Origin of the sequence: Wenjunlia tyrosinilytica (assembly GCF_014646055.1) — a bacterium.
Classification (GTDB): domain Bacteria; phylum Actinomycetota; class Actinomycetes; order Streptomycetales; family Streptomycetaceae; genus Wenjunlia; species Wenjunlia tyrosinilytica.
This window is the reverse complement of sequence record NZ_BMMS01000026.1, coordinates 1-23,463: the sequence shown is the minus strand read 5'-3', so window position 1 is coordinate 23,463 and position 23,463 is coordinate 1. Positions and strand designations below refer to the sequence as shown.

The window sequence follows — 23,463 nt, the reverse complement described above, 5'->3', positions numbered from 1 at the left end:
ACTGTTGTGTCCGATGTCAGACGTCCGATGTCAGACGTCCGGCGTCCGGAGTTCTGGGGTCCGGCGTCCGGCGTTCCGGGGTCTCGGGGGTTCGGGGGTTCGGGGGTTCGGGGGTTCGGGGGTTCGGGGGTTTGGCGTGTGGCGCCGGCCGCGGCTTCCCTCGGGAACGACGACGGGCGTGGGGTCCGTGCCGAACCATTCGGTTCGTGCCCGGAACCCACGCCCGTGTCGCGCGTCGGGTGCGGCTACCGCGTCGCCACGAAGAGGCGACCGGTCGGGAAGCCCAGCTCCACGGTCCTGACGTCGTTGAAGCCGGCGTCCCGCAGCTTGGCCTCCCACTCCGCCTCGGTGAGAAGCTTCCGCTTCATGAACTCACGGTGGTAGTAGGTCACGATGGAGCTGAACCGGCGCTCCCGCTCGTTGCGCAGGTAGGGAACCGCTTCGGTGATGGCCATGATGCCGCCCGGCCTCAGCGCCTCACGGCAGTTCGCGAAGACAGCGTCGGCGACATCCTCCTCCTCCGGCATCATGTCGTGGAAGACGAAACCGGCGTGGATGACATCGCTGCCCTCGACCGGCGAGGGGTCGGTGGCGATCGACTGGATCGACCGCTCGACGACCGTCAGACGGTCGCTGACTCCGGCCTGCTCGCCCGCCAATTTCGCGGCGTTGCAGGAGGGAGCGTCCAGGTCGAGTCCGACGCCGCAGCAGCCGGGGAGTTGCTGAAGGACCTCGATGAGCAGACGGCAGGTACCGGCTCCCAGGTCGGCGATCCGCTCCGGCTTGGCCTCGAATATCGTCCCGAGAGCGGCGGGGTAGAACGCCTTCGACCCCATCCACTGGGAGCTGACCGCGACCTGACGGCCGTCGCGGATGTAGGCGCCGCTGGCCTTTCCGGGGTCGGAGAGGTACTCACGGGCGTTCTCGATGAACGGCCGGTTCGCGTTCATCACCCATGACACGTAGCCGGCCTGGTGCTGAATGCGGTCGTAGTCCGGGGCAGTCACGAAGCTTCCGGCGGTGGACGGCGAGTGGATGATGACTCCCGCGGATTCCATCGCCTCGAGGTAGTGGGCGACACCCGTCTCGGGAAGGTCGGCGTACTCCGCCAACTCCCGGACGGTGAACTCCTTGCCGGGAATGATGACGTCCAGGACGCCGAGGCGGTCTCCCATTTCGAGCAGGGCCGCTGCCGCCGCGATCGCCGGAGCCTCACCGCTCGCCGCGATCTCGTCCGTCAGCTGACGCTGCCTCGCGCTTTCAGATGTCACGATTTTTCCACCCTCGTTCCACGATCACTGACTGCTGACACGGGATCCACCCAGCCGGTCACGGGTGGTAGAGCGTTTCGCCGCACGTCGCCCGGCGGCACGCCGGGCGGTGTACCGGTGGCCCGGCCGAACCTTGACGTCGGGTCACACGGTAGCCATCCATGACACATGGTGTCCAGAGCTATGACAAATGATGCCCGAGTGGATGACAAGACGTCATCGAGCGGGCCCCGACCGCGCCGAAGGTGCCAAAACCACTCCCCTACCTGCCCATTCATCCAGGATCGAGTCGATCGTCGGACGGTGCCCCCCGTCCCTGCCGCCGCAATGGCACGGGCTCTGCTTGTCAGCACCATGGAGCGCTCGTTGTCACGACCCTCATTCAGTCGATGACCGCGGTGGCCCCGGGCTCAACCAGATGGTCGGGGAGGTCCAGGGTCGCCGATCAGGTGATGGGTTGGCGATGCCGTATCGCCGACCCGTCGGTCACTACGACTCGAGTTCCGAAGCTGCGCAGAGATCGGGCCGACGCCGCCGCCCATCGGTACCGATCGAGTGCCGGGGCGCCGCGCGTCGCCTTGTCTCCGATGCGCGGTCGCGGCGCGTTCGTCTCCTTGTCGCACGGCTGCCATCAGGTGCTGGGACAACTGAGGGCCGACGTCCGTCCCGTCCGAAAGAGCGAATGTGCCATGACTGAAGTTCCCGCGATGGCACACGACGGCGGCCGCCGGTGACCGCGCCGCTGGCTCTGGTTCCGTTCGCCGGCGAGGGGAGCCGTACCGCGGCGCTCGTCGGCCGACTCGTCGAGGGGCCGCTCACCCGGCCTCGCGTGGCCGTGCGCCTGTCGGTGGGTGGAACGGGGCTGCTCGCGCTGACAGCCGCGTGCGCGCCGAACAACCACACCCTCGATGTGCGGCTGCCGCTCTCCCTGCCGTTCCCGATGCCCGGGCTGGTCTCCACGCTCCTGACGTTCTCGGCCCTCGTCCTGTCGGGGCTGGGGCTGGCCGGAATGCTGGGCGCAGCGAAACGGGGCTGGTCACCCAGCCCCCGCACGCTGCGCCGTGCAGGCGTCGCCGCGGTGGCGGTCTTCGTCGGCCTCACCCCGGTGGGCTCCGCGGACATGGCCAGCTACGCCGCCTACGGGCGGATCGCGGCCATGGGGGCAGACCCATATGTGTCCACCCCGGCTGATCTCGGCGGAGCCTATGCCTCGCTGGTGAGCGATGTCTGGGTGCACACACCCTCGGTGTACGGACCGATGGCGACATGGGCGCAGGCGGGCGCCGCGCTGATCGGCGGTGTCCACCCCTGGGTGACGATCTGGATCCTCATGATCGCCAATGGCGCGGTCTTCCTCGCCGTGGGGCAGTTGCTGCTGCGGACGTGCGAGGACAAGGTCAGAGCCGGGCTGCTGTGGGTGGCCAATCCGATCCTGATCGGGCAGTTGGTCGCGGGAGGGCATCTGGACACCTATATGGCGGCTCTCGCGGTCTGCGCCGTCCACCAGCTCCGCCGGGGCACACGGCTGCGGCACGATGTGTTCGCCGGTGTTCTCATCGGCCTGGCCTGCGGGTTCAAGGTCAGCGCCGTGCTGCTCGGCGCCGGTCTGGCGTGGCCGGTGCTTCGCGACAACGGGCCGTGGCGGGTCGTCCGGCTGGCACTGACCGCCGCTCTCACGCTGGTCGGCCTGTACGGGGCCTACGGCCTGCACGCGTTGGCGCCGCTGTCCGCCGCCTCCGGCCTCGTCTCCGACCTCTCGCCGTGGGGGGTGCTGCGAAGCCTGGGCGGCACGGTCGTCGGCCCGGCGGTGGTGGCCGCGGTCATCAGTGCCCTGTGGCCGGTGCTCATGCTCGCGATGACACCGGTGATACGGCGCCGGGTCCTGCGGGAACCGGCGGACACTGTCACCGGCCCTCTGGTCCTGAACTGCGCCTGGCTTCTCGTGGCGCCCTGGACCATGCCCTGGTACACGGCGATGGCCTGGGCCCTGGCCGCGAGGCTGCCCCGCAACCCACTGGTCCCCTGGCTGACGGTGGCGACCGTCTCCCTCGCCCTCCTGCACAACAGCGGCGGCCACGGCTGGACCTGGTGACCTCGCTCGCGGCCATGGGGTGAAGGTACTGCCCGGGCCGGCGGGAGTGTGCCCCGGCTGGGTGCTCAGGTGGTGCGGTGGTACTCGGCGAGTGCTTCAACCACCGTGCGGTGGCCCACACCTGCGGGTACCGGGTGCGCGGCGCGGTGGCAGTGCTCCGCGGTGAGTGGTGACGCGCAGCGGTCAGCCGTGCCGCACATTCCTGGGGGAAGCCACCTTCCCAGGCGTGGGTCGCTCGGCCGATCCCATGGAAAGGCGCCGGAACGCGTCCAGGAACGCCGCATGAGACATGAGATTGGGCGGGATGGGAGAACAGCGCCATTCCGGCGGAAGGTTCGGGGGATGCATGGCCACCTCGTGAAGGTTCGATTCCCATCGTCGCGATGTGGAATCGCTTCAACCTCACCAAAGCCGCGGCGGCGCAACAACCCGCAACTGCCCTCCGCGCGGGAATGCTTCGGTCTCCACCTCGAATCGCTTCGGCCCCGGCGAAGGCCGGGTGAACCATGCGCCGCGAACCGCCGTGCCCGGCCGTCCGGCGAGCCCGCCCGGCGCTTCCAGCCGCCTATGCGAGAGGCTCCTGGACCCCGGTGCTGCCGGTGCTCCCGGTGCTCGGGAATGTCACAGCGAGGGCCGCGATGTCGTCGTCGAGCCTTCCGCCGCTGTAGTGGAGCAGGTCCTGGTGAAGCCGGTCGAGCAGCTCACGGGGCGACCCCGGGCCTTGGCTCCGCAGCCAGTCCGGCAGCGGGAAGAACTCGCCGGCGCGGTCCCGGGTCTCCGTCACCCCGTCGGTGTAGAGCAGTAGCTGGTCGCCCGGGGCGAAGGAGACGCTGTCGACGCAGTAGTGGTCTCCGATGAGCGCCGCGAGGTTGAGGGGCGGCGAGGCGGTGGTGGGATCCAGGACGTGGATCTCCCCCCCGTGCACGAGCAACGGCGGCGGGTGCCCGCAGTTGAGGAGCTTGAGGCGGCCACCGCCGGGCGGGATCTCGGCGACAAGCGCGGTGGCGAAGTGCTCCGGCAGGTCCTGTCCCGGGAAGGCAGCGCTGTGGCGGATGATGCTGCTCTCCAGCCGATGGGTGATGCCGCTCAGGTCTGGCTCGTCGTACGCGGCCTCCCTGAAGGAGCTGATCACCGCCGAGGCCGCCCCCACGGCGGACAGGCCCTTGCCGCGTACGTCACCGATGAGCAGCCGGACCCCGTACGGCGTGCCGACCACTTCGTAGAAGTCGCCGCCGATCCGGGCCTGCTCCTGGGCCGCCAGATACAGCGACTCGATCTCGACGCCCCCAATGCGGGGCGGCAGGGGACGCAGCAGTACCTTCTGGGCCGCGTCGGCGACGAGCCGGACGTTGAGGAGTGTCTCCTCCCGCTGGAGTCGGACATGGCTCGCGTAGGCGGCCGCCAAGGTGACCGCGACGATCGCAGCCGAGGTGTACTGCGTCCCCAGGTCGGTGTAGATGAAGCCGAGGCCGATCATGACCAGCAGGCAGAAGGTTCCCAGCAGGATCGTGGGGAGCACGGGCCACATCGCCGCGGCGAGGGCGGGTGCTGCCGGCAGGAGGCGGCTGAAGGCGATCTGCCTCGGCGTGGAGAACGCCAGTGCGGCGACGAGGATGGTGAGGACCACCGGTGACAGCAGGGAAGCATCCCACCGGCCGCCGGAGGCAGGACGACGGCCCCGCAGTCGCTCGAGCATGATCACAAAACGCATCATATCCGAGCGAAGTGGACATTGAGCCTCGGGGCGGCCGACGGCAGGGGTACCTGGCCAAGGGCCGGCTCACCCTGCGCGGTGCACCACCTCTCCGGCGGTGACCGTGAGCACGGCTTCCGCGTCGGCCAGGGTGCCGCGTGCGTCCGGTGTGGCGAAGCCGGGAACGCCGAGCACGCCTTCCTCCCACCGAGGACGTCCAGGTCGGCCCCCGCGGGGGCCGACCTGGACGTCATGGTCAGACGAGGTCGAACCGGTCGAGGTTCATCACCTTGTCCCACGCCGCCACGAAGTCGTTCACGAACTTCTCCTTGGCGTCATCGCTCGCGTAGACCTCCGCGAGCGCGCGCAGCTCGGAGTTCGACCCGAAGACGAGGTCGGCGCGGCTGCCGGTCCACTTGACCTCGCCCGTGGCGGCGTCGCGGCCCTCGAACGTGTTCGCGTCCTCGGACGTCGCCTTCCACGTCGTGCCCAGGTCGAGCAGGTTGACGAAGAAGTCGTTGGTCAGGGATCCGGGGGTCGTGGTGAAGGCGCCGACGGCCGACTGCTGGTAGTTCGCGCCCAGCACCCGAAGGCCACCGACGAGGACCGTCAGCTCGGGGGCGCTCAGAGTCAGCAGGTTCGCCCGGTCGAGCAGCAGGTACTCGGCCGGCAGACGGTTGCCCTTGCCGAGGTAGTTGCGGAACCCGTCCGCGGTCGGCTCGAGCGCGGCGAACGACTCCACGTCGGTCTGCTCCTGCGAGGCGTCCGCGCGGCCCGGCGTGAAGGGGACCTCGACGTCGAAGCCGGCGTTCTTGGCGGCCTGCTCGACGGCCGCGCCGCCGGCGAGCACGATCAGGTCGGCGAACGAGATCCGCTTGCCGCCGGTCCCGGCGGCGTTGAAGGCGTTCTGGATCCCCTCAAGGATGCCCAGCACCGTCGCCAGCTGGTCGGGGTCGTTGACCTCCCACCCGCTCTGCGGCTGGAGGCGGATGCGCGCGCCGTTGGCGCCGCCGCGCTTGTCGCTGCCACGGAAGGACGAGGCCGACGCCCACGCGGTGGACACGAGCTGGGGCACCGACAGGCCCGAGGCGAGGATCTGGCTCTTGAGGGAGGCGATGTCCTCGGCGTCGACGAGCTCGTGCGTCACGGCGGGCAGGGGGTCCTGCCACAGCAGCGTCTCCGTGGGGACCTCCGGGCCGAGGTAGCGCACGACCGGGCCCATGTCGCGGTGGGTCAGCTTGAACCACGCCCGGGCGAAGGCGTCCGCGAACTCGTCGGGGTTCTCGAGGAAGCGCCGCGAGATCTGCTCGTAGGCCGGGTCGAACCGGAGCGAGAGGTCGGTCGTCAGCATCGTCGGGGCGTGGTTCTTCGACGCGTCGTGAGCGTCGGGGACCGTGCCGGCCCCGGCGCCGTCCTTCGGCCTCCACTGGTGCGCGCCGGCGGGGCTCTTGAACAGCTCCCACTCGTAGCCGAACAGGATCTCGAAGAAGCTGTTGTCCCACGTGGTCGGGGTGTTCGTCCAGGTACCCTCGAGACCGCTGGTGATCGTGTCGCCGCCCTTGCCGGTGCCGTAGGCGTTCTTCCAGCCGAGTCCCTGCTCCTCGATCGAGGCGGCCTCCGGGTCGGCGCCCACGTTGTCCGCGGGGCCCGCGCCGTGGGTCTTGCCGAAGGTGTGACCGCCCGCGATCAGGGCGACCGTCTCCTCGTCGTTCATCGCCATCCGGCGGAACGTCTCCCGGATGTCGCGGGCCGCGGCGATCGGGTCCGGGTTGCCGTTGGGGCCCTCGGGGTTGACGTAGATGAGGCCCATCTGGACCGCGCCGAGGGGGTTCTCCAGCTCCCGGTCGCCGGTGTAGCGCTCGTCGCCGAGCCAGGTGGTCTCAGGACCCCAGTAGACGTCCTCGTCGGGCTCCCAGACGTCCGCACGACCGCCGCCGAAGCCGAAGGTCTCGAAGCCCATCGACTCCAGGGCGACATTGCCGGCGAGGATCATCAGGTCGGCCCACGAGAGGCTCTTGCCGTACTTCTTCTTGACCGGCCACAGCAGGCGGCGGGCCTTGTCGAGGTTCCCGTTGTCCGGCCAGCTGTTGAGAGGGGCGAAGCGCTGCTGGCCGGCCCCGCCGCCGCCGCGGCCGTCGCTGATCCGGTAGGTGCCCGCGCTGTGCCACGCCATCCGGATCATGAACGGGCCGTAGTGGCCGAAGTCGGCCGGCCACCAGTCCTGCGAGGTCGTGAGCACCTGCGCGATGTCCTGCTTCACCGCCGGGAGGTCGAGGGTCTTGAACGCCTCCGCGTAGTCGAACTCCTCGCCGAGGGGGTTGGCCACGGCGGGGTTCTTGGCGAGGATCTTGAGGTTGAGCCGCTCCGGCCACCACTGGCGGTTTCCGCCGCCCTGAGTCGGGTGCGGAGCTCGCCCGTGCGCGACCGGGCAGCCACCTCCGCCCTCCGTCTTCGCGTCTACGACGATTGCGTCATGGTTCTCGGACATGGGAATCCTTCCGGACTGGGCGGATCATGGTGCTCAGAACTGCGGGCGGTCGAACAGTTGAGGCACAGGCCCCAGGAGATGACCTCGGTGGATGGCCTCGGCCCCGTCGATCGAGAAGCCGATCGAGGAGCCGTGGCCGTCGGGTGCGGTCAGCCGCGGGCCGCGCCGGCCGCGCGGTCGACGTCAGCGACGACACCGCACGACCGGCACAGGACATGGTGGTGGTTGTCCCCGACGCGTCCCTCGAACCCGGCCGGACTGCCGACCGGTTCGCTGCGGCGTACGAGTCGCGCTGTGGTAAGCGCGCCGAGGGTCGTACACACGACGTGAAGGACGATGACGTGAAGGCAAATATGGCCCACATACGGTCCACGTGATCGCGCACCCCGGCGGCGATCGCCTCGACGCCGAGGTGGTCGCGTCCCGGACGGTCCGCACGGCGTCGAGCAGCACCACGCGGGCGGCCGCAGGCCGGCGCCGCGCGGCTCCTCGGCGATGATCCCGTCACGTCTTGGTCCCCTGCGGTACTGGAGTCTTCCTGTCCCTTGGCTATCGCCGGAACCGATCCTACAATGGACAGAGTCCAAGTCAAGAAGCGGGCCAAAGCCGTATCTCATCGAGACTCGGACGTCCACTGATAAACTTCAGGTAACCCACTGAACCTGAATAGGTGAACCGATATGAGCGACCTGCTGGAGCGACTGCGAGGACGCGGCTGGCGGATGACCTCCCAGCGGCGTGTCGTTGCGGAGGTCCTCGACGGCGACCACGTGCATCTCACGGCCGACGAGGTGCACGCCCGCGCGGCGCGGCGGCTGCCCGAGATCTCCCGGGCGACCGTCTACAACACCCTGGGCGAGCTGGTTTCCCTGGGCGAGGTGACAGAGGTCTCCACCGACGGCCGCGCCAAGCGCTACGACCCCAACGCACACCACCCGCACCAGCACCTGGTGTGCTCCAGCTGCGGCACCATCCGCGATGTCCACCCGACCGGCGATCCGCTGGTGGACCTCCCCGCGGAGGAACGGTTCGGCTTCACGGTGTCCGACGTCGAGGTCACCTACCGCGGGCTGTGCCCAGCCTGCGCCTGACGCCGCATCAGGCAATGCCTGCCCGGTCCGGGCAGAGGCCGCGCCGTGTGGCGCGGGACCACGTAATCCCGCTGCGTGCAGCACTCTCACCTCCGCTTCGACAACCACCCGCCCAGGTTGCCTCATGATGCCATCGCGGGGGCCTCGGGGCGCGCGCCCGGCGACCCGTCCGCCGGAATTCCCCACGGCGCACGCGGTGATTCGAGCCCGCTTCGAGCGCGAGCCGCAACCGGTAGCCGCGGCCCCGTGGAATCCGGGTTCGCGGGAACCCGGCACGCCCGTCATCCGACTACTGCCGCGTGGGAGGGCGCGGACCCCGCCTTCTCCCCGGCGGCAACGGGCGAGTGAGGGGCGTGTGATGGGCGGGCTCAATGTGCGCATGCGGGAGGTCGCCTGCCGCCATGGCCGGGTCGAGGCGGTCGCGAACGTGGATCTGGAGATCGCCGCTGGAGAACGCGTGGCGCTGACCGGGACCAACGGCTCGGGAAAGACCACCCTGCTGCGTGCCGTCCTGGGCCTGCACCGTCAGGTGACCGGCTCGATCCTGGTCGGCGGCCGGGACACCCGTTCACCGGCGGAATGGGCGTGGCGCAGGCGAGTGTGCGCCTGGATCCCGCAGAAGCCGGCGACCGGACGATTCCCCCTGCTGGGAAAGGAGTTGCTGGCCGGCAGTGCGGCTCCGAGGGAGGCCACCCAAGCCGCGGCCCGCCTGGGCGTGGGGGCGCTGACCGAGCGCCCCCTGCACACCCTGTCCGGCGGGCAGTTGCAGCGGATGTATCTCGCCCGGGCGATCGGATGCGTGGCCGCCGGAGCCGAGGTGCTGCTCGCCGACGAGCCCACCGCCGCCCTGGACTTCTCCGGCCAGGAGAAGGCGGCCGACGTCCTCACCGAACTGCCGGTGACGCTGATCGTCGTGACTCACGACCGGTCACTGGCCGACCGCTGCGACCGGGTCCTGGAGATGGCCGCCGGACGACTGCGGGAGGTCCGGTGACCCTCGCCACCGCCGACATCGGCGAACTCCTGCGGCTCCTGCCAGTGCAGCGGGCCGGCTTCGCCCTGCTGCTGGCCGCGATCGGCCTGCCGGTGATCGGCGTCGTCGTCGTCGGACTGGACATCATGCCGGTCCGGTTCGCGGTGATGCACGTCGCCCTGCTGGGCATCGCGGTCGGCCTCCTGACCGGCCTGGACCCCATGGTGTGCGCGCTGGTGGCCTGCGCCCTGGCCGGAGCGGGGGTCGCGCCGCTCGCCCGCACTCCGGACGGCCTGTCCGGCGCGATGGGCCTGCTGATGAGTCTGGCGATCGCGGCCGCGCTGCTCGTCCTGGCCGTCTCCGGCGTCAACGCCTCGGGGGCCTTCGCGCTCCTGTGGGGGTCGATCCTGTCCGTGGGCACCGCGGACCTGAGCGTCCTCGGAGTCCTCGCCGTCATCGTTCCCGGCCTGTTCTGGTGGCGCCGCCGCGATGTGGCACTGCTGCTGTACGACAGGGAACTCGCCCAGTGTTCAGGTGTACCCGTGCGCGGACTGACCCTCGTGCTGCTCGTGCTGGTCGCGATCTCGGTCGCCGGAGCGATCAGACTCACCGGTGCGCTCCTGGTCGACGCGCTCACCCTGCTGCCCGCGCTCGCCGCACGGCGCCTGGGCACCTCGCTGAAGTCGATCACGCTCTGGGCGGTCGCCATCGGCGTCGGGGTGAACCTGACCGGGTTCCTCATCGCCCTGTGGCTGGACTGGCCGCCCGGGCCGGTCCTCGTCCTGACCGCGGGGGCGGCAGTCCTCGCGGTTCATCTCGTCCCCGAACGGAGAATCAGCTCATGGCGCGCACCCGCGTCCGTATCACTTCCCTCCTCGCACTGAGCGCGGCACTGGCCCTGGCCGCCGGCTGCGGCGGCGACACGGCGTCCAAGGACAGCACCGAAGGCAAGAAGGGGAAGCCGGTCGTGGTCGCGACCACCACCTGGGAAGGCGCCTTCGCCAAGGCCGCGGGCGCCCGGGACGTCACGGTCATCGTGCCGCGGTCCGTTCACCACGCGCCCGACTACGACCCGAAGCCCTCCGACCTCGCCGCCGTGGCCAAGGCCGACTTCGTGCTCTACGCGCCCTTCGAGCCGTACGCCGCGAAGATCAAGGAAGCCGCCGGTTCCGAAGCCGATCTGGTCGAGGTCAGCCTCGACAACGACCCCGACAAGGTGAAGTCGCAGGTCGACAAGCTGGCGAAGCGTTTCGGCACCGAGGACGCCGCGGCGAGGTGGAAGACGGGCTTCGACTCCCAGTACACCGCGCTGGCCAAGGACCTCAAAGCGGCGTGGCCCGGCGGGAAGAGCCCCGATGTGATCACGCAGGTGTTCACGAGCTGGGCGGCGAAGCTGGCGGGCGCCACGTCGGTCGGGACCTACGGACCGGAAGCGGTCACCCCGGCGCAGCTCTCCGAGCTCTCGAAGAAGAAGCCCGCCCTGGTCCTGGACAACGTCCACATGTCGACGGGGAAGGTCCTGCCGGACTCCGGCGCGAAGCAGGTGGAGATCGTCAACTACCCGAACAGCGACCTCGACCTCCTCCCGGTGTACCGCGATGCGGCAGCCAAGCTGAAGAAGGCCATGTCGGGGTCCTGAGCCCGTGGCGTCACCGCGCGCCGCCGTCCCGCGCACTCGGGGGGCAGTCCGTGCGGACTGCCCCCCGAGTGCCGTGCGCGCGGCCGCGCGGCCCCCGGACTCAGCCGGTCCGGGCGAACGGAACAGCGGCGGGCTCCCGCTTCGGCGGCGGGCTGCCGGTCAGGCGCTGCCGCAGCCCGGCCCGGTCCGGCTTGCCCGCCGGGGTCAGCGGAAGTTCCCCGACCACCAGCAGGTGTTCGGGATGCTTGCGCTGTTCCAGTCCCCGCTGGGTCAGGTGCGCGCACAGCGAATCGAGGGTGGGGGTCCGGGCGGCGCTGGGTACGACGCAGGCCGCCAGCCGCTCCCCCATCACCTCGTCCGGAACCCCCACGCACACCACATCGCGTACGAGGGGGTGAGCGGCCAGTTCTCGTTCCACCTCGGCGGGGCTGATGTTGGCGCCGCCGCGGATGACGACGTCCTTGAGCCGTCCGACGATGTGCAGGATGCCGTTGTCGTCGAGGAATCCGAGGTCTCCGGTACGGACCCAGCCGTCGGGGGTGCGGTATCGGGCGTCGAGGTCCGGTGAGGCCACGTAGCACATGGGGGTCATCGGGCCGCGCGCGATGATCTCTCCTGTCGCGCCGTCCTGGAGTGGCTCATGGGTGTCGGTGTCGGCGATGCGGATGTCGGCCACGCGGGGATCGGGGCGTCCGGCCACGACGCCCCGGCCGTCGGCGTCCGGGGTCGTGCTGCCGAGCCCGGTATGGCAGTTGACGCCGTCGGCCGAGCCGTAGAGGTTGACGACCGGGCAGCCGAACGCGCGGGCGGCGTTGCGCGCCGTGGTCTCGTCCAGGGCCGAGCCGCCGAGGACCAGGGCCGTGGGGGCGGGCAGTTCGTCTCCCGTGGTTTTCAGCCGGTCGAGCATCATGCGCACCATCGTGGGCACGCCGAGGATGTGCGTGGGCCCGTGCTCGCGGACCGCGTCGATCGCGGCTTCGGGGGTGAAGTGGTCCATCAGGATGAGCGTTCCGCCGTGGCGGGCGAGGGTGACCGCGGTGCCGTTGGAACCGAAGGCCGAAGCGAGCGGCACCAGGAACAGGCAGCGCGGCGGCGCCTGGTCGGGCATCAGCGAGGCGAGGAAGTTGCCTCGTCCGCCGGCCAGGGCGTTGTGGGAGTAGGCGACCATCTTCGGCTCCGCTTCCGAGCCGGACGAGACGAGGATGCGTGCCGCGCTGTCCGGGTGCGGCCGTTCGGGGGCGAACTCGGCCGGGTCGCAGCGCAGCAGCCCGGAGAGAGGAATCGTTCCTTCTGGTGCGGTGCCGGGTCCGGCGGCGATGACGTGGCGCAGCGCCGGGAGAGCTGGGGCGAGAGTGTGCAGGTCGGCGGCGTGGCGGTTGCCTCGGTGCTCGATGGAGGCGATGACGGCGACGGCCTCCGCTCGACGGAGCAGGCATTCGGCCTCCAGGCTTCCTCGGCCGACGGGGAACGGTAGCGCCACGGCGCCGAGAGCGGCCAGGGCGAGATCGGCGACGACGGCATTGCGGCCGTTGGGCAGTTGGACGCCGACGACGTCTCCCGGGCGTATGCCGAGGTCTCTGAGGCCGGTGGCCAGACATCGCACCTTGCGGTCCAGTGCGGTGTAGCAGAGTACGCCTTTGGCGTCGATGATCGCGGTGCGGTGCAGGTCCGCGATCTGGCGGGCGCGGAAGAGGCTGTAGATGTCGAGGTCGGGGCAGGTCCCGTCGATCACCCAGGAGCGGCGCAGGCCGGCGGGCAGCAGGTCGTGCAGTGCGACGGTCATGTGAAGCTCCAGGGGTCGGGAACGGCTGGGGCACCGTGCTTGTCGCGGCCGATCGAGCCGGCGAAGCGCGGATCGTGGTGCAGGTCGGCGAGATCGGTGGTGACGGCGGTCGCGGCCAGGCCGTGCTCACGCAGGAGCGTCAGGGCCTCGCCGGTGCGCAATTCGCGCAGCTCGTGCGTTCCCGCGGCAGCCGCGCAGGCGTCAGCGGGTGCTACCCAGCCGTCCGCGGTACGCAGGGGCCTTCGGAACCCGGCCGGGCGTCGGGCGCTTCCGCCGGTCGCGGCCCGGCGCAGGGCAGGGGCGGTGAGGACGTCGGCCGCGCCCAGCAGTGAGGAGTCGACCCGGACGCCTTGGCCGGTGCGCTCGCGCAGCAGCAGCCCGGCGAGCACGGCTTCGCCGCCGAGGAGCCCGCCCAGGAGGTCGAGCAGGGTCATCAAGGAGGGGGCGGGGGGCTCGTCCGCCGGGCGTGCGGCCTCCCCGACCGCGGTGCGTGCCTGCACCATGAAGTCCGTGCCCATGGGGGCTTCGGGCATCCGGTCGGCCCAGCCGCTGGTGTACGCGTAGACCAGAGCCGGATTCACGGCGGCCAGGTCGCCCGCGTCGAGGCCGAGCCGGGCGGCTGTGCCCGGGGCCCAGTTGTGGAGGAAGACGTCGGCTTGCGCAGCCATCTCCCGCAGCCGGAGGCGATCGGACGGCGACTTGATGTCGATCTCCACGGCCTGCTTGCCCCGGTTGAGTGCGAGCCACCGGGCCGAGATGCCGGAACAGGCCGGGGGCATCGCGCGCAGCGGATCCCCGCCCGGCGGTTCGACGCGGACCACGGTCGCGCCGAGCAGTCCCAGGAGGTGGGCGGCCAGTGGCGCTTGGATGCGGCGACCGGCCTCCAGGACAGTCAGTCCCGCCAATGGCTGGGCGGCGGTCGGGGGGATCGCGGCGGCGCGGTGTCCGGATCCCTGGGCTGCGAGCGACCACGGGGCGGCCCCGTCGTGTTCGGCGGCGCGGTCGGCCAGCGTATGCAGCGGGCAGACCTCGGCACCTGAGTCCGATGCCGCCTCAAGGATGCGGTGCCATGTGCGGGCGCGTGCGGTGGCGTGCAGCGCGGCCGGGACGGGTGCGCAGGCCGTGGCGTAGCGGAACTGGAAGGGCCGCCAGCCGGCCCGTATAGCGTCGGCGGGCGCGTCCAGGGCGCGCCAGAAGGCGGCCCAGTCGGCGGGGTCGAGGGTCTCCAGCTCAAAGAGGGTGCCGTCGCCCGCGATGAACGGCGGGCCGCCCGGGGCGAGTTCGGCCGCCTCGCCCTCATCGGCACCGGCCGCGGCAAGGTACTGGGAGACGGCCAGCAGCCCCGCCCGGTCGGCACCGGTGACCACTCGGCCGCACGGTCCGCCGCGGGCCTGGCCCAGAGTTGCGGCCAGGAGCCCCTGGACGGTGAGTACCGCGGTCGCGGTGGCGGCGTAGTCGACTGCCAGGCCGCGCGGTTCACCGTCGCGGCGGCCGTGCACCGCCATGATGCCGGTGGCAGCCTGCACGGTCGCCTCGTCGGTGATCCCGCTCGACGGCTGCGCCCAGGCGGCCCGGGCTTCAAGGCACTCGAAGCCGTCACCGGTCAGCGTGACATGCGCGCTGCCGGCATGGCCCGAAGCCGCCGGTGCCGATGGCGTCCGGGCTCCCAGGAGCCGCAGGTGTTCGCTGACCAGGCCGGTCAGCTCGGGTGGTCCCGAGGTGTCGAGGCGCAGCCCGTCGAGTGGCCGGACCGTCTGCGTGGTGGCTGGTGGCGCCATGCCTCTCCCTTCCTGGCGCGGCGGTGGCCGGCGCTTGGAATGTGCGGAACACGGGAACCAGGGCGCCGTCGCACCCGACCAGTTCCTCGGAGAGGCAGTCGGACTGCCGTTCCCCCGGGTTCCCGGCAGAGCGGAGGAAAGTGGTGGGCAGCGCGGGCAGCGCCGGCCGGGGACGGCCGGGACCGGGGCCGGACGCCGTGGAGTTGACTGAGCGGGTGGCGGACTTTGTACGCAGCCGGGTCGTTCCCCTGGAGTCCGTTCTGGACTCCGGCGGCACCGCCGGAAGGGCAGCGATGCGCTCTCTGCGCGCGCGGGCCATGGACGAGGGCCTGTGGGCTCTGCCGTTGCCCGCCGAGTTCGGCGGGCAGGGCCTCGCGCTGCCGCGGTACCTCCAGCTGGCGGAGGCCGAGGGCGCGAGCGACCACGGACCGGCGGCCCTGGGCTCGGCGCCCCTGCTCGACGTGTTGATGCTGCGACGCCATGGCCGCACGCGGATACGCGACCAGTACCTCGAGCGGCTGGTCGCGGGAGAACTCCGGGCCTGCTACGCGATGACCGAACCGGACGCCCCGGGCACGGATCCGTCGATGACCAGTACGCGCGCGGTGCGGGAGTCGGACGGGAGTTGGACCGTCAGCGGCCGCAAATGGTTCACCTCCCGTGCCGCCGACGCCGACCTGGTCACGGTCCTGGCCCGCACCGACGCAGCGCCCCCGGACCGCGCGGGGCTGTCCCTCCTCCTGGTCCCCACCGACTCCCCCGGCTTCCGCGTCGTACGCGAACTGCCCGTCCTCGGCGCCGGCGGCCAATGGGAGATCGCCCTCGACCACGTCACCGTCCCCGGCGACCACCTCATCGGCGAGCGGGGCCGGGCCCTGGCCATCGCCGGAGAAAGACTCCAGCTGGGACGGACCCTGCGGTGCCTGCGCTGGCTCGGTCAGGCCCAGAGAGCCTTCGACCTGATGTGTGAGCGCGCCAACACCCGTTCCGGGTCGCGCGGTCCGCTCTCGGGCCACCAACTGGTTCAGCAGCACGTCTTCGAGTCACTGCTCGCCGTGCGCTCCACCCGGCCACTGGTCCACGAGGCCGCGGCCCGGATCGGTGCCGGGCTGGACGCGCACATCGAGGTGGGCCTGGCCAAGGTCGCCGCCGCCCGCATGCTCCAGCAGGTGTCGGACGCGGCCATCCAGGTCCACGGCGCGGCCGGACTCGGCCCCGACACCCCTCTGCCCGCGCTCTTCCGCACCGGCCGCGCCGCCCGCATCCTCGACGGCCCGGACGAGCTGCACATCACATCCGTCGCACGCCGGGTGCTGCGCTCACCGTGAGGCGGGTCTCGTCCGCCGTGCCCGGCTACGGCGGGCTACACCGCCCGGACGTCGACCGTTCCGGTGAGGCAGGCCAGCCCGAGGGCCAGGAAGAAGTCGCCCCACACCAGTTCGTGGCGGGGGGCGATGCCCCGCCGGGCGTCGTAGCAGCCGTCGAGCAGCATGCCCATCGGCCGGGCCCCGCCGTCGCCGGAAAGGTGCCCGGTGGCCAACCGGCTCAGGATCGCCACGGCGCGGTGGGCGTATTCCGCGGACCGGGGCCCCGGGATGGCGGCGAGCTTCAGCAGCGCCACCGCTGTGATCGCGGCGGCGGAGGTGTCCAGGGGGCCGTCGGGCCGCGCCTCGTCGGCCACGGGGACGAGCTGTCCGGCAGTCCTCCCCCGCGCGGCGGCCAACTGGGCCGCCACGGCCTCCAATCGGGCCGCCCTTGCCCCGGCCGCGCTCGGGCGGTGCAGCGCGTCGGCCACTGCCAGCAGGAGCCAAGCACGTCCCCGGCTCCAGCCAGGAGCCGGATCGTCGCACGGCTGCCATCCCGTCGCCGCCTCGAAACGCAGGGCCGGCACCGGCAGCCCGTCTGCGTGGCACAGGTCGAGATGCCGGTGGAGGTGGGAGGCGGCCGCTTGCGCGCCCTCGCGGCCTGCCGTGGCCAGCAGCGGCACCATGCCGGGGACCGCGTCCACGCGGGCCACCAGCCTGGGTCCGCCGAACGCGGATCCCCAAGGAACGAGGCCGAGTTCGGGGTCCAGCGCGGTCAGGCAGGCCCGGGCGGCCCGCTCGCGCAGTCCTTCGGCCCCGGCATCGCCGACGGCCAGAGCGGTTCCGTACCAGTGGATCAGACCTCGGGCGGCGGTGTCGGCCTCCACCCAGCCCGCCAGGCGCGCCGTGCATGCCGAGGCCGCCGCCCGGTCCACCTCGTCGCCGGTGTGCAGGGCCCGCAGCCACAGCAGCCCGGCCCAGAAGCCACCGGTCCACGCACCCCGGCCGGTGGTCGTCCACCGGCCGGTGTCCGGGGCGGCGAACAAGGGGAAGCGATCACCGACTTCAGCCCTGGTGACGGCGACCCGGTCGATGACCTCCGCGAGTGCGCGTTCGGCCCAGTCCGCTTCGGTCACGCCTCAACCACCGCGCGGTGCCGCCGCTCCCGCACCGCCCACGTCGTCGCGACCGCGCACGCCGCCGCGAACTCAGCCGCGACCAGCAGCCAGCCGGGCCCGTAGTGACCGGCCTGCGCCAGTGCGCCCAGGACCGGCGGACCGACGGCGAAGCCGGTGAAGAACCCGGCGGAGACGAGCGCCGAGTCCTGCCCGGCCCGGCCGGGTGCGGCACGCTGCATGACCAGCACCATGGAGACAGCGTTGCCCGACACGGCGAACACGCCCACCGCCACCGCGGCCGGCCACACCAGCGGGTGCACGAGCAACGCGGCCGCCAGGAGAAGGGCCGCCACCACCGCACCGGCCGCCAGCCATCCCGGCAGCCATTCCGCGCGCCCCGGCCGGGCGGCCCTCGACCAGCCCACCCGGCCGGCGATCCCCGCCACGCCCAGCACCGCCACCAGGGCACCGGCCGCGGTGGGGCCCAGACCGAGCCTTTGTGCCCCGAACAACGCCAGATACGTGTTGACCGACGCGATTCCGCAGCCCAGCAGCAAGGAGAACACCGCCAGCCACGCGATGGCGCCGCGCGGCACCAACGACGACCGAGGCCCCGCCCTGTTCACCTCGGGATCGGCAGGCAGCGCGCGCAGCGCCCACAGTGCCGCCACCACCGCCGTCGCGGCCGCCGTCCACACCGCCCCACGCCAGCCGACACCCGCGGCCAGCGCCGCCAGGGGAAGCCCGGCGACGAAGGCGCCCAGTTGCACCCCCGACTGCTTCATCCCGGTCACCGATCCCCGCCGGACCGGTGCGACGCCGGCCAGGATCGCCTTGTTGGTCGCCGGGTTGGCCAGTGCTTGGGGCAGACCGCCGAGCGCGACCGCCGAGAGGAGGAACCCGGCTCCCGGCGCGGCACCGATCAGCGCGAGCGCCGTCGCGGACACGAGCAACAGCACAACGAGCGCCCGCCTGGGGCCGATCCGGTCCACGATCCGCCCGCCCGCGGGGGAGAGCACAGCCGCTGTCCCGAAGCCGATCGTCGTCGTCAGGCCCAGCACCGTCGGCGAGATCCCCAGTTCGTCCACCAGGCGCGGGCCCAGAGCTCCGAGCAGGAAGAGCTGCATCATCGAGAACGCCATCGCGCAGGTGAGCAGGGCCGTCAGTCCACCGTCCGCTCCGGCCGCCGACGCCGCCGACGCCGCCGACGCCGTCGGCACCGCCTGCACCGCCTGCTCCGCCTGCTCCGCCTGCTCCGCCCCCACGATGTCTCCGATCCCCACAACCGCGCGTCCCCCGGGCCACCTCAGCAGTCGGTTCGATCAGGGCAGGGGTTCCCGCGCGTGTTGTGGCGTGCGACACATGTCCGCACAGGATCGTCGAGGCGCGCCCATCCCGGGCGCAGGCGCACCACGGTGACACGCGGGGATGAGCGGAGACATCGCGGCATCGCCTCCCAGAATCAGGAGATATCAATACAATATCAAATTGTAGCCAATGTGATAGCGATCGCACCTCGGGCGGAAAGGTTGCTCGCCGCACTGTCCTCGCTGATCCACCGGCGCCGGTAGGCGCAGCGCGCAGTGCTCGGTACCGGCTGAGTGGGCACTGCCGATCGAATGGGTGGAGGCTGGAGGCAGGGGCGAGATCTCTCCCGCGGTCACCAGTGATGCTCCTCGTCGGTGGCCGCGCAGGCAGGCACGAAGGAGAAGCCCATGAGGGTAGGGGTGCTGACCGGCGGCGGCGACTGCCCCGGGCTCAATGCCGTGATCCGCAGCGTGGTGCGCAAGGGCGTCCAGGAGTACGGATACGACTTCATCGGCTTGCGCGACGGCTGGCTCGGCGCGATCGAGGACAAGGTCGTCCCGCTGGGCATCCCCGCCGTGCGCGGAATCCTTCCCCGAGGAGGGACCATCCTCGGCTCCTCCCGCACCAACCCGCTCAAGCAGAAGGACGGGGAAGGCCGGGTGCGGGACACGCTCACCGCGCACGGCATCGACGCGCTCATCGTGATCGGCGGCGAGGACACGCTCGGCGTTGCCGCCGAGTTGAGCCGCCGGGGGATCCAGGTGGTGGGCGTGCCGAAGACCATCGACAACGACGTGTCCGGGACCGACTACACCTTCGGCTTCGACACCGCCGTCAACATCGCCACCGAGGCGATCGACCGCCTGCACACCACCGCCGAGTCGCACATGCGGGCCCTGGTGGTCGAGGTGATGGGGCGGCACGCCGGCTGGATCGCCCTGCACGCCGGCATCGCGGGCGGCGCCAACGCGATCCTCATTCCTGAGCGGCCGTTCGACATCGAGCAGGTGTGCGGCTGGGTGGAGAGCCGGTTCAAAATCAACTACGCGCCGATCGTCGTCGTGGCGGAGGGGGCGGTGCCCAAGGAGGGCCACATGGTCCTCAAGGACCGGACGGTCGACGAGTTCGGGCACGTTCGGCTGTCCGGCATCGGCGAATGGGTGGCCCAGGAGATCACCGACCGCACCGGGGAGGAAGCCCGTACCACGGTCCTGGGCCACGTCCAGCGGGGCGGCACGCCGAGCCCGTACGACCGGTGGCTCGCGACGCGCTTCGGCTTGCACGCGGTCGACGCGGTCAGGGACGGAGCCTTCGGCATGATGGTGGCCGTACGCGGTACGGACATCGTCCGCATCCCCCTCGCTGATGCCACGGTCGGGGGCAAGACGGTCGATCCTTCGCTCTACGACGAGTTCGAAGTCTTCTTCGGCTGACCGGCCGGGCCGCCGTTCCGGGCGCGGTCATCCGGCGTGCGGCACGATCGCCACCGGGCAGCGGGCGTGGTGCAGCACCGCATGGGCGACCGGACCGAGCCGTCCCTCGGGCGCCCGGGGGTCGGCGCGCCGCCCGATGACCAGCAGGTCCGCGCCCGAGGACGCGTGCACCAGCGCCATCTCCGGATGGAGCAGCCTGACATCGGGCTCCACGGCGACCTGCGGGTATTTCTCCCGCCACTCCCGCAGGGCGTCCGAGAGCAGCTGGACCTCCTGGTCCTCCCAGGTGGCACGGTCCTCCTCCGTCACATCCAGCATCAACGGGGACACGGCGGTGGCGGGAAGGGCCCACGCGTGCACCACCCGCAGGAGGGCGCCGTGCGCCCGGGCGGCGGCGAAGGCGAAGTCCGCTGTCTCGTGCACCGGTTCGTGCGGGTCAAGACCCGTCACCACGCACGCCCAGCCATCCGCCGCCGGGGACTCCGCCTCGTCACCGGTATGAGTCGGCTGCTCGGGGACCACCACCACGGGACAGGCGGCCGCCGCCGCGGCACGCAGGGCCACCGCCCCCACCACGAGGCCGTCGAAGCCGCCCGTACCCCGAGCTCCGATCACCAGCAGCCCGGCGTTCGCCGCAGCCGACAGCAGAGTCTCGGCGGGACGCCCGGACACCTGCTCGCCCCGTACGACGAGGTCCGGGTACCGCTCACCGAGTTCGGCGACCCCGTGCTGGAGAGCCTTTTCGCCGACTTGCGACCACACCTCCGCCGCAGTCACCGGCATGACCAGACCGGGCGTTGACGGTGCGGCGTGCACCAGTCGCAGCGGCGCCCGGCGAAGCACCGCTTCCCGGGCAGCCCAGTCGGCTGCTGCCAGGCTTCGCGCGGAGCCGTCGACCCCCGCTACCACCGGCAGACTCATCGCACCCTCCATTCGCCTCACCGGATGCCGCGCACGCGCCGCACGCCCCGAGCCGCTACTTCCACTGTTCCACGGTCGGCCTCATCCGGCTGCCCGTGCCGAGCCGGGCGGCCCCACGGGCCGGTGAGCCGTATTGATTCTGCGCTTCTGGGCTTCTGGGCTTCTGGGCTTCTGCGCTTCCGCACTTCTGCGCTTCCGCGCTTCCGCGCTTCCGCGCCGATGACCGCCGTGCCGTCGCATCCGCTCCACGATCTGCTCAACGCTTCCTCCACGCCGGTCGACCTACCCTCGGGCAACTCGCCGGTCCCCAAGGTGGCGAAAGGGCCGACAGCAACGCCGCACCAGCGACGAGGAGACGACAATGCAGCCGAGCGCCGAGGAGAGACCACAGCCGTACCGTGTGCAGTTGCGCATGGAGATCCTCCCGGGGAGGGAGCGCGAGTTCGAAGAGGTCTGGCGCGCCACCACGGATGTGGTCGCCGGACATGAGGCCAACCTCGGACAGGCCCTGCTGCGCGCCGACGACGATCCCGGCGTCTACTACATCGTCAGCGACTGGCGCGACGAGGCCGGGTTCCGGGACTTCGAGCACAGCGATGCGCACATCGAGCATCGCAGCAAGCTGCATCCGTACCGGTCGGCCGGCTCCTTCGTGACGATGATCCTGCTCCAGGCAACGGAACGGCTTTCGGCCGCGGGGCCGTTCCCCGCGCCGACACGCTCAGGGCGCCCGCCGCTCTGAAGGACGCCCGCCGCGGATCGGTCCACGCCATGCCTCCCCGCCCCGATCAGCCGGGCTTCAGGACGACCCGCACGCGCCGCCCGCATACCCGGTGCGCCTGGCATCCGCGCCCGGTCCGCTCGGTCGGCCCGACATCCCAGGTCCCCTCGACCGAAGGTGGAACACGTGAACGACATCCATGGCCAGGAGCTCACTCGCGACGATGTGCTCACGATGATGCAGGCGTACAAGACGACCTCCCTTCTGCGCACCGGGGTCCAACTGGGCGTCTTCGAAGGACTCGCCGCCGGGCCGGAGGGCGCCGAGGCGCTGGCCGCCCGGTTGGGAACCGATCCACGTGGCATGCGCATCCTTCTCAACGCGCTCGTCGCCGTCCGGCTGCTCGACCTGGACGGCAACGCGTTCCGGCTCGTATCCGGCGCCGCGCAGTGCCTCGTCCCCGGCCGGCCCGGATACCTCGGCGACATGGTCCATGTGATGGCCGGCGACTGGGAGTGGGAGGCGTTGCGGCGCCTGAGCGAGGCGGTGCGGCACGGCGGCGTCGTGGTGCCGGAGAACGCGGAGACTCCGGGCTACCGCTACTGGGAGGACTTCGCCGAGTACGCCACCGCGGTCGCCGCGCCCACCGCGGTGACCATGGCGGACGCGCTCGACCCGTGGGCCCGGGGGCGGTCCCGGCTCGATGTCCTGGACGTCGCCTGTGGACACGGGTACTACGGCTTCACCTTCGCACAGCGTCATCCCGCGGCCGAGGTGTACTCGCTGGACTGGCCGAACGTGCTGGAGGTGACGGCACGCCACGCCGAGCGCATGGGCGTTCGGGCTCGTATGCACGCCCTGCCCGGGGACATGTTCGAGGTCCCGCTGGGCGGTCCGTACGACCTGGCCATGGTGACCAACGTGCTGCACCACTTCTCCGAGGAGAAGGCGACCGAGCTGCTGCGCCGGACGGCCAAGGCGCTGCGCCCGGGCGGCCGGCTGGCGATCGTCGGCTTCGTCACCGGTGGGGAGTCCCCGGCACAGGATCCGCTGCCGCACCTGTTCTCGGTTCTGATGCTCGCGTGGACCTCGAACGGCGAGGTGCACTCCGCCGAGGCGTACCAGCGCATTCTGACGGCCGGCGGCTTCACCGCGATCCAGACCCACGCGCCGAAGGGACTCCCGCTGCGGGTGCTGCTGGCGGAGCGCTCGGCGACCGGTGAGCCCGAGGAGGAGTCCGCGGCCGGCACCGGGCGGGCGGCCGCCGAGGTTCCCGCGCCCCGCTGAGCCGCATTCCACCGACCCTTCACCGTTGAGGGAGGAGAATCCGTCGTGGCTGATGACGACGTCCTGAGCCCTGACCCGATCTTGGAACTGGGCACCGCCTACTTTGCGTCGCGGGCGCTGATGAGCGCCGTGGAGCTGGACCTGTTCACCGCGCTGGCCGAGGGGCCGGCCGGTCTCGAGGAGATCCGGGAACGGCTGGGCCTGCACCGCCGCGCGGCGGGTGATTTCCTCGAGGCGCTGACCGCGCTGGGCATGTTGGAACGGACCGGCGACGACCGGTACCGCAACAGCGCGCTCGCGGCGCGGTACCTCGACCGTGGCCGACCGAGCTACGTCGGCGGGTTCGCCGAGCTGTCCGGCACCGCGCTGTTCCCGGCATGGACCAGGCTCACCGAGGGGCTGCGCAGCGGGGAACCGCAGGTCGAGCAGCCCAAGGACGGGGACTTCTTCGCCCGGACCTACCAGGACCCGGGGCGGGTGCGCCGGTTCCTGTCCTCGATGGACGCCGTCAACGGCAGGCTGGCCGAGGAACTGGCCCGGTGCGTGGACTGGAGCCGCTACGG

The 23,463-nt window shown here is 71.5% G+C and carries 19 protein-coding genes; 10 read left to right on the top strand and 9 right to left on the bottom strand.

The window, feature by feature from the left end; all coding sequences use genetic code 11:
* Positions 1–245 precede the first annotated feature (245 nt).
* Positions 246–1,271, bottom strand: a complete 1,026-nt coding sequence (locus IEY86_RS26220) for a class I SAM-dependent methyltransferase (protein WP_189134326.1) — start codon at positions 1,269–1,271, stop codon at positions 246–248.
* 730 nt (positions 1,272–2,001) lie between these two features.
* Between IEY86_RS26220 and IEY86_RS26215 the strand changes: the two genes are divergently transcribed.
* A complete protein-coding gene (locus IEY86_RS26215; RefSeq protein ID WP_189134325.1) occupies positions 2,002–3,363 on the top strand; it encodes an MptA/MptB family glycosyltransferase in 1,362 nt (453 codons plus the stop codon).
* Positions 3,364–3,928: 565 nt separating this feature from the next.
* On the opposite strand, the gene IEY86_RS26210 is transcribed toward IEY86_RS26215, so the two are convergent.
* The 3 genes from IEY86_RS26210 to IEY86_RS38200 form a co-directional block, all read right to left on the bottom strand.
* The gene (locus IEY86_RS26210; RefSeq protein WP_229698776.1) at positions 3,929–5,059 is read right to left on the bottom strand and encodes a PP2C family protein-serine/threonine phosphatase; all 1,131 of its coding nucleotides are present in this window, start codon (positions 5,057–5,059) and stop codon (positions 3,929–3,931) included.
* 253 nt (positions 5,060–5,312) lie between these two features.
* Positions 5,313–7,544, bottom strand: coding sequence for a catalase/peroxidase HPI (gene katG, locus IEY86_RS26205; protein ID WP_189134323.1), 2,232 nt, complete (start codon positions 7,542–7,544; stop codon positions 5,313–5,315).
* Between the two features lie 149 nt (positions 7,545–7,693).
* A complete protein-coding gene (locus IEY86_RS38200; protein ID WP_189134393.1) occupies positions 7,694–8,161 on the bottom strand; it encodes a transcriptional repressor in 468 nt (155 codons plus the stop codon).
* Between the two features lie 63 nt (positions 8,162–8,224).
* Here IEY86_RS38200 and IEY86_RS26195 point away from each other — a divergent pair, with 63 nt between their 5' ends.
* The 4 genes from IEY86_RS26195 to IEY86_RS26180 all read left to right on the top strand — a co-directional run bounded on the left by IEY86_RS26195 (position 8,225) and on the right by IEY86_RS26180 (position 11,247).
* Positions 8,225–8,635 (top strand): Fur family transcriptional regulator, encoded by a 411-nt coding sequence (locus tag IEY86_RS26195; protein ID WP_189134322.1) that lies wholly within the window; start codon positions 8,225–8,227, stop codon positions 8,633–8,635.
* Positions 8,636–8,993: 358 nt separating this feature from the next.
* Entirely contained in the window at positions 8,994–9,629 is a 636-nt protein-coding gene (locus IEY86_RS26190) for a metal ABC transporter ATP-binding protein (protein WP_189134321.1), read from the top strand.
* On the top strand, positions 9,626–10,492 hold the full coding sequence (locus IEY86_RS26185; protein WP_189134320.1) for a metal ABC transporter permease: 867 nt from the start codon (positions 9,626–9,628) through the stop codon (positions 10,490–10,492). Before IEY86_RS26190 ends, IEY86_RS26185 begins: the two co-directional genes overlap by 4 nt.
* The gene (locus IEY86_RS26180) at positions 10,450–11,247 is read left to right on the top strand and encodes a metal ABC transporter solute-binding protein, Zn/Mn family (protein ID WP_189134319.1); all 798 of its coding nucleotides are present in this window, start codon (positions 10,450–10,452) and stop codon (positions 11,245–11,247) included. The genes IEY86_RS26185 and IEY86_RS26180 overlap by 43 nt, the downstream gene beginning before the upstream one ends.
* Before the next feature lie 100 nt (positions 11,248–11,347).
* Here IEY86_RS26180 and IEY86_RS26175 read toward each other — a convergent pair whose 3' ends face one another.
* A complete protein-coding gene (locus IEY86_RS26175; RefSeq protein ID WP_189134318.1) occupies positions 11,348–13,030 on the bottom strand; it encodes a class I adenylate-forming enzyme family protein in 1,683 nt (560 codons plus the stop codon).
* Positions 13,027–14,808, bottom strand: coding sequence for a CoA transferase (locus IEY86_RS26170; RefSeq protein ID WP_189134317.1), 1,782 nt, complete (start codon positions 14,806–14,808; stop codon positions 13,027–13,029). The genes IEY86_RS26175 and IEY86_RS26170 overlap by 4 nt, the downstream gene beginning before the upstream one ends.
* A 143-nt stretch (positions 14,809–14,951) precedes the next feature.
* Here IEY86_RS26170 and IEY86_RS26165 point away from each other — a divergent pair, with 143 nt between their 5' ends.
* Positions 14,952–16,136 (top strand): acyl-CoA dehydrogenase family protein, encoded by a 1,185-nt coding sequence (locus IEY86_RS26165; RefSeq protein WP_373287095.1) that lies wholly within the window; start codon positions 14,952–14,954, stop codon positions 16,134–16,136.
* Between the two features lie 35 nt (positions 16,137–16,171).
* Here IEY86_RS26165 and IEY86_RS26160 read toward each other — a convergent pair whose 3' ends face one another.
* Positions 16,172–17,248 (bottom strand): glycoside hydrolase family 88 protein, encoded by a 1,077-nt coding sequence (locus IEY86_RS26160; protein ID WP_189134315.1) that lies wholly within the window; start codon positions 17,246–17,248, stop codon positions 16,172–16,174.
* Positions 17,245–18,459 carry an MFS transporter gene (locus IEY86_RS26155; RefSeq protein WP_373287096.1) on the bottom strand — a complete coding sequence of 405 codons (1,215 nt, stop codon included), beginning with the start codon at positions 18,457–18,459 and terminating at the stop codon, positions 17,245–17,247. The genes IEY86_RS26160 and IEY86_RS26155 overlap by 4 nt, the downstream gene beginning before the upstream one ends.
* Positions 18,460–18,945: 486 nt before the next feature.
* On the opposite strand from IEY86_RS26155, the gene IEY86_RS26150 reads away from it, so the two are divergent.
* Positions 18,946–19,971 carry a 6-phosphofructokinase gene (locus tag IEY86_RS26150; protein ID WP_189134314.1) on the top strand — a complete coding sequence of 342 codons (1,026 nt, stop codon included), beginning with the start codon at positions 18,946–18,948 and terminating at the stop codon, positions 19,969–19,971.
* A 27-nt stretch (positions 19,972–19,998) separates the two neighbouring features.
* On the opposite strand, the gene IEY86_RS26145 is transcribed toward IEY86_RS26150, so the two are convergent.
* Entirely contained in the window at positions 19,999–20,892 is an 894-nt protein-coding gene (locus IEY86_RS26145) for a universal stress protein (protein ID WP_189134313.1), read from the bottom strand.
* Between the two features lie 361 nt (positions 20,893–21,253).
* Between IEY86_RS26145 and IEY86_RS26140 the strand changes: the two genes are divergently transcribed.
* From IEY86_RS26140 to IEY86_RS26130, 3 genes are all read left to right on the top strand, one after another.
* The gene (locus IEY86_RS26140) at positions 21,254–21,634 is read left to right on the top strand and encodes an antibiotic biosynthesis monooxygenase family protein (protein ID WP_189134312.1); all 381 of its coding nucleotides are present in this window, start codon (positions 21,254–21,256) and stop codon (positions 21,632–21,634) included.
* A gap of 165 nt (positions 21,635–21,799) precedes the next feature.
* Complete coding sequence (locus tag IEY86_RS26135) at positions 21,800–22,900, top strand: class I SAM-dependent methyltransferase (RefSeq protein ID WP_229698768.1); 1,101 nt, start codon at positions 21,800–21,802, stop codon at positions 22,898–22,900.
* Between the two features lie 45 nt (positions 22,901–22,945).
* Positions 22,946–23,463, top strand: a 518-nt coding sequence (locus IEY86_RS26130) for a methyltransferase family protein (protein ID WP_308425177.1), incomplete at its 3' end; no start/stop codon positions are given.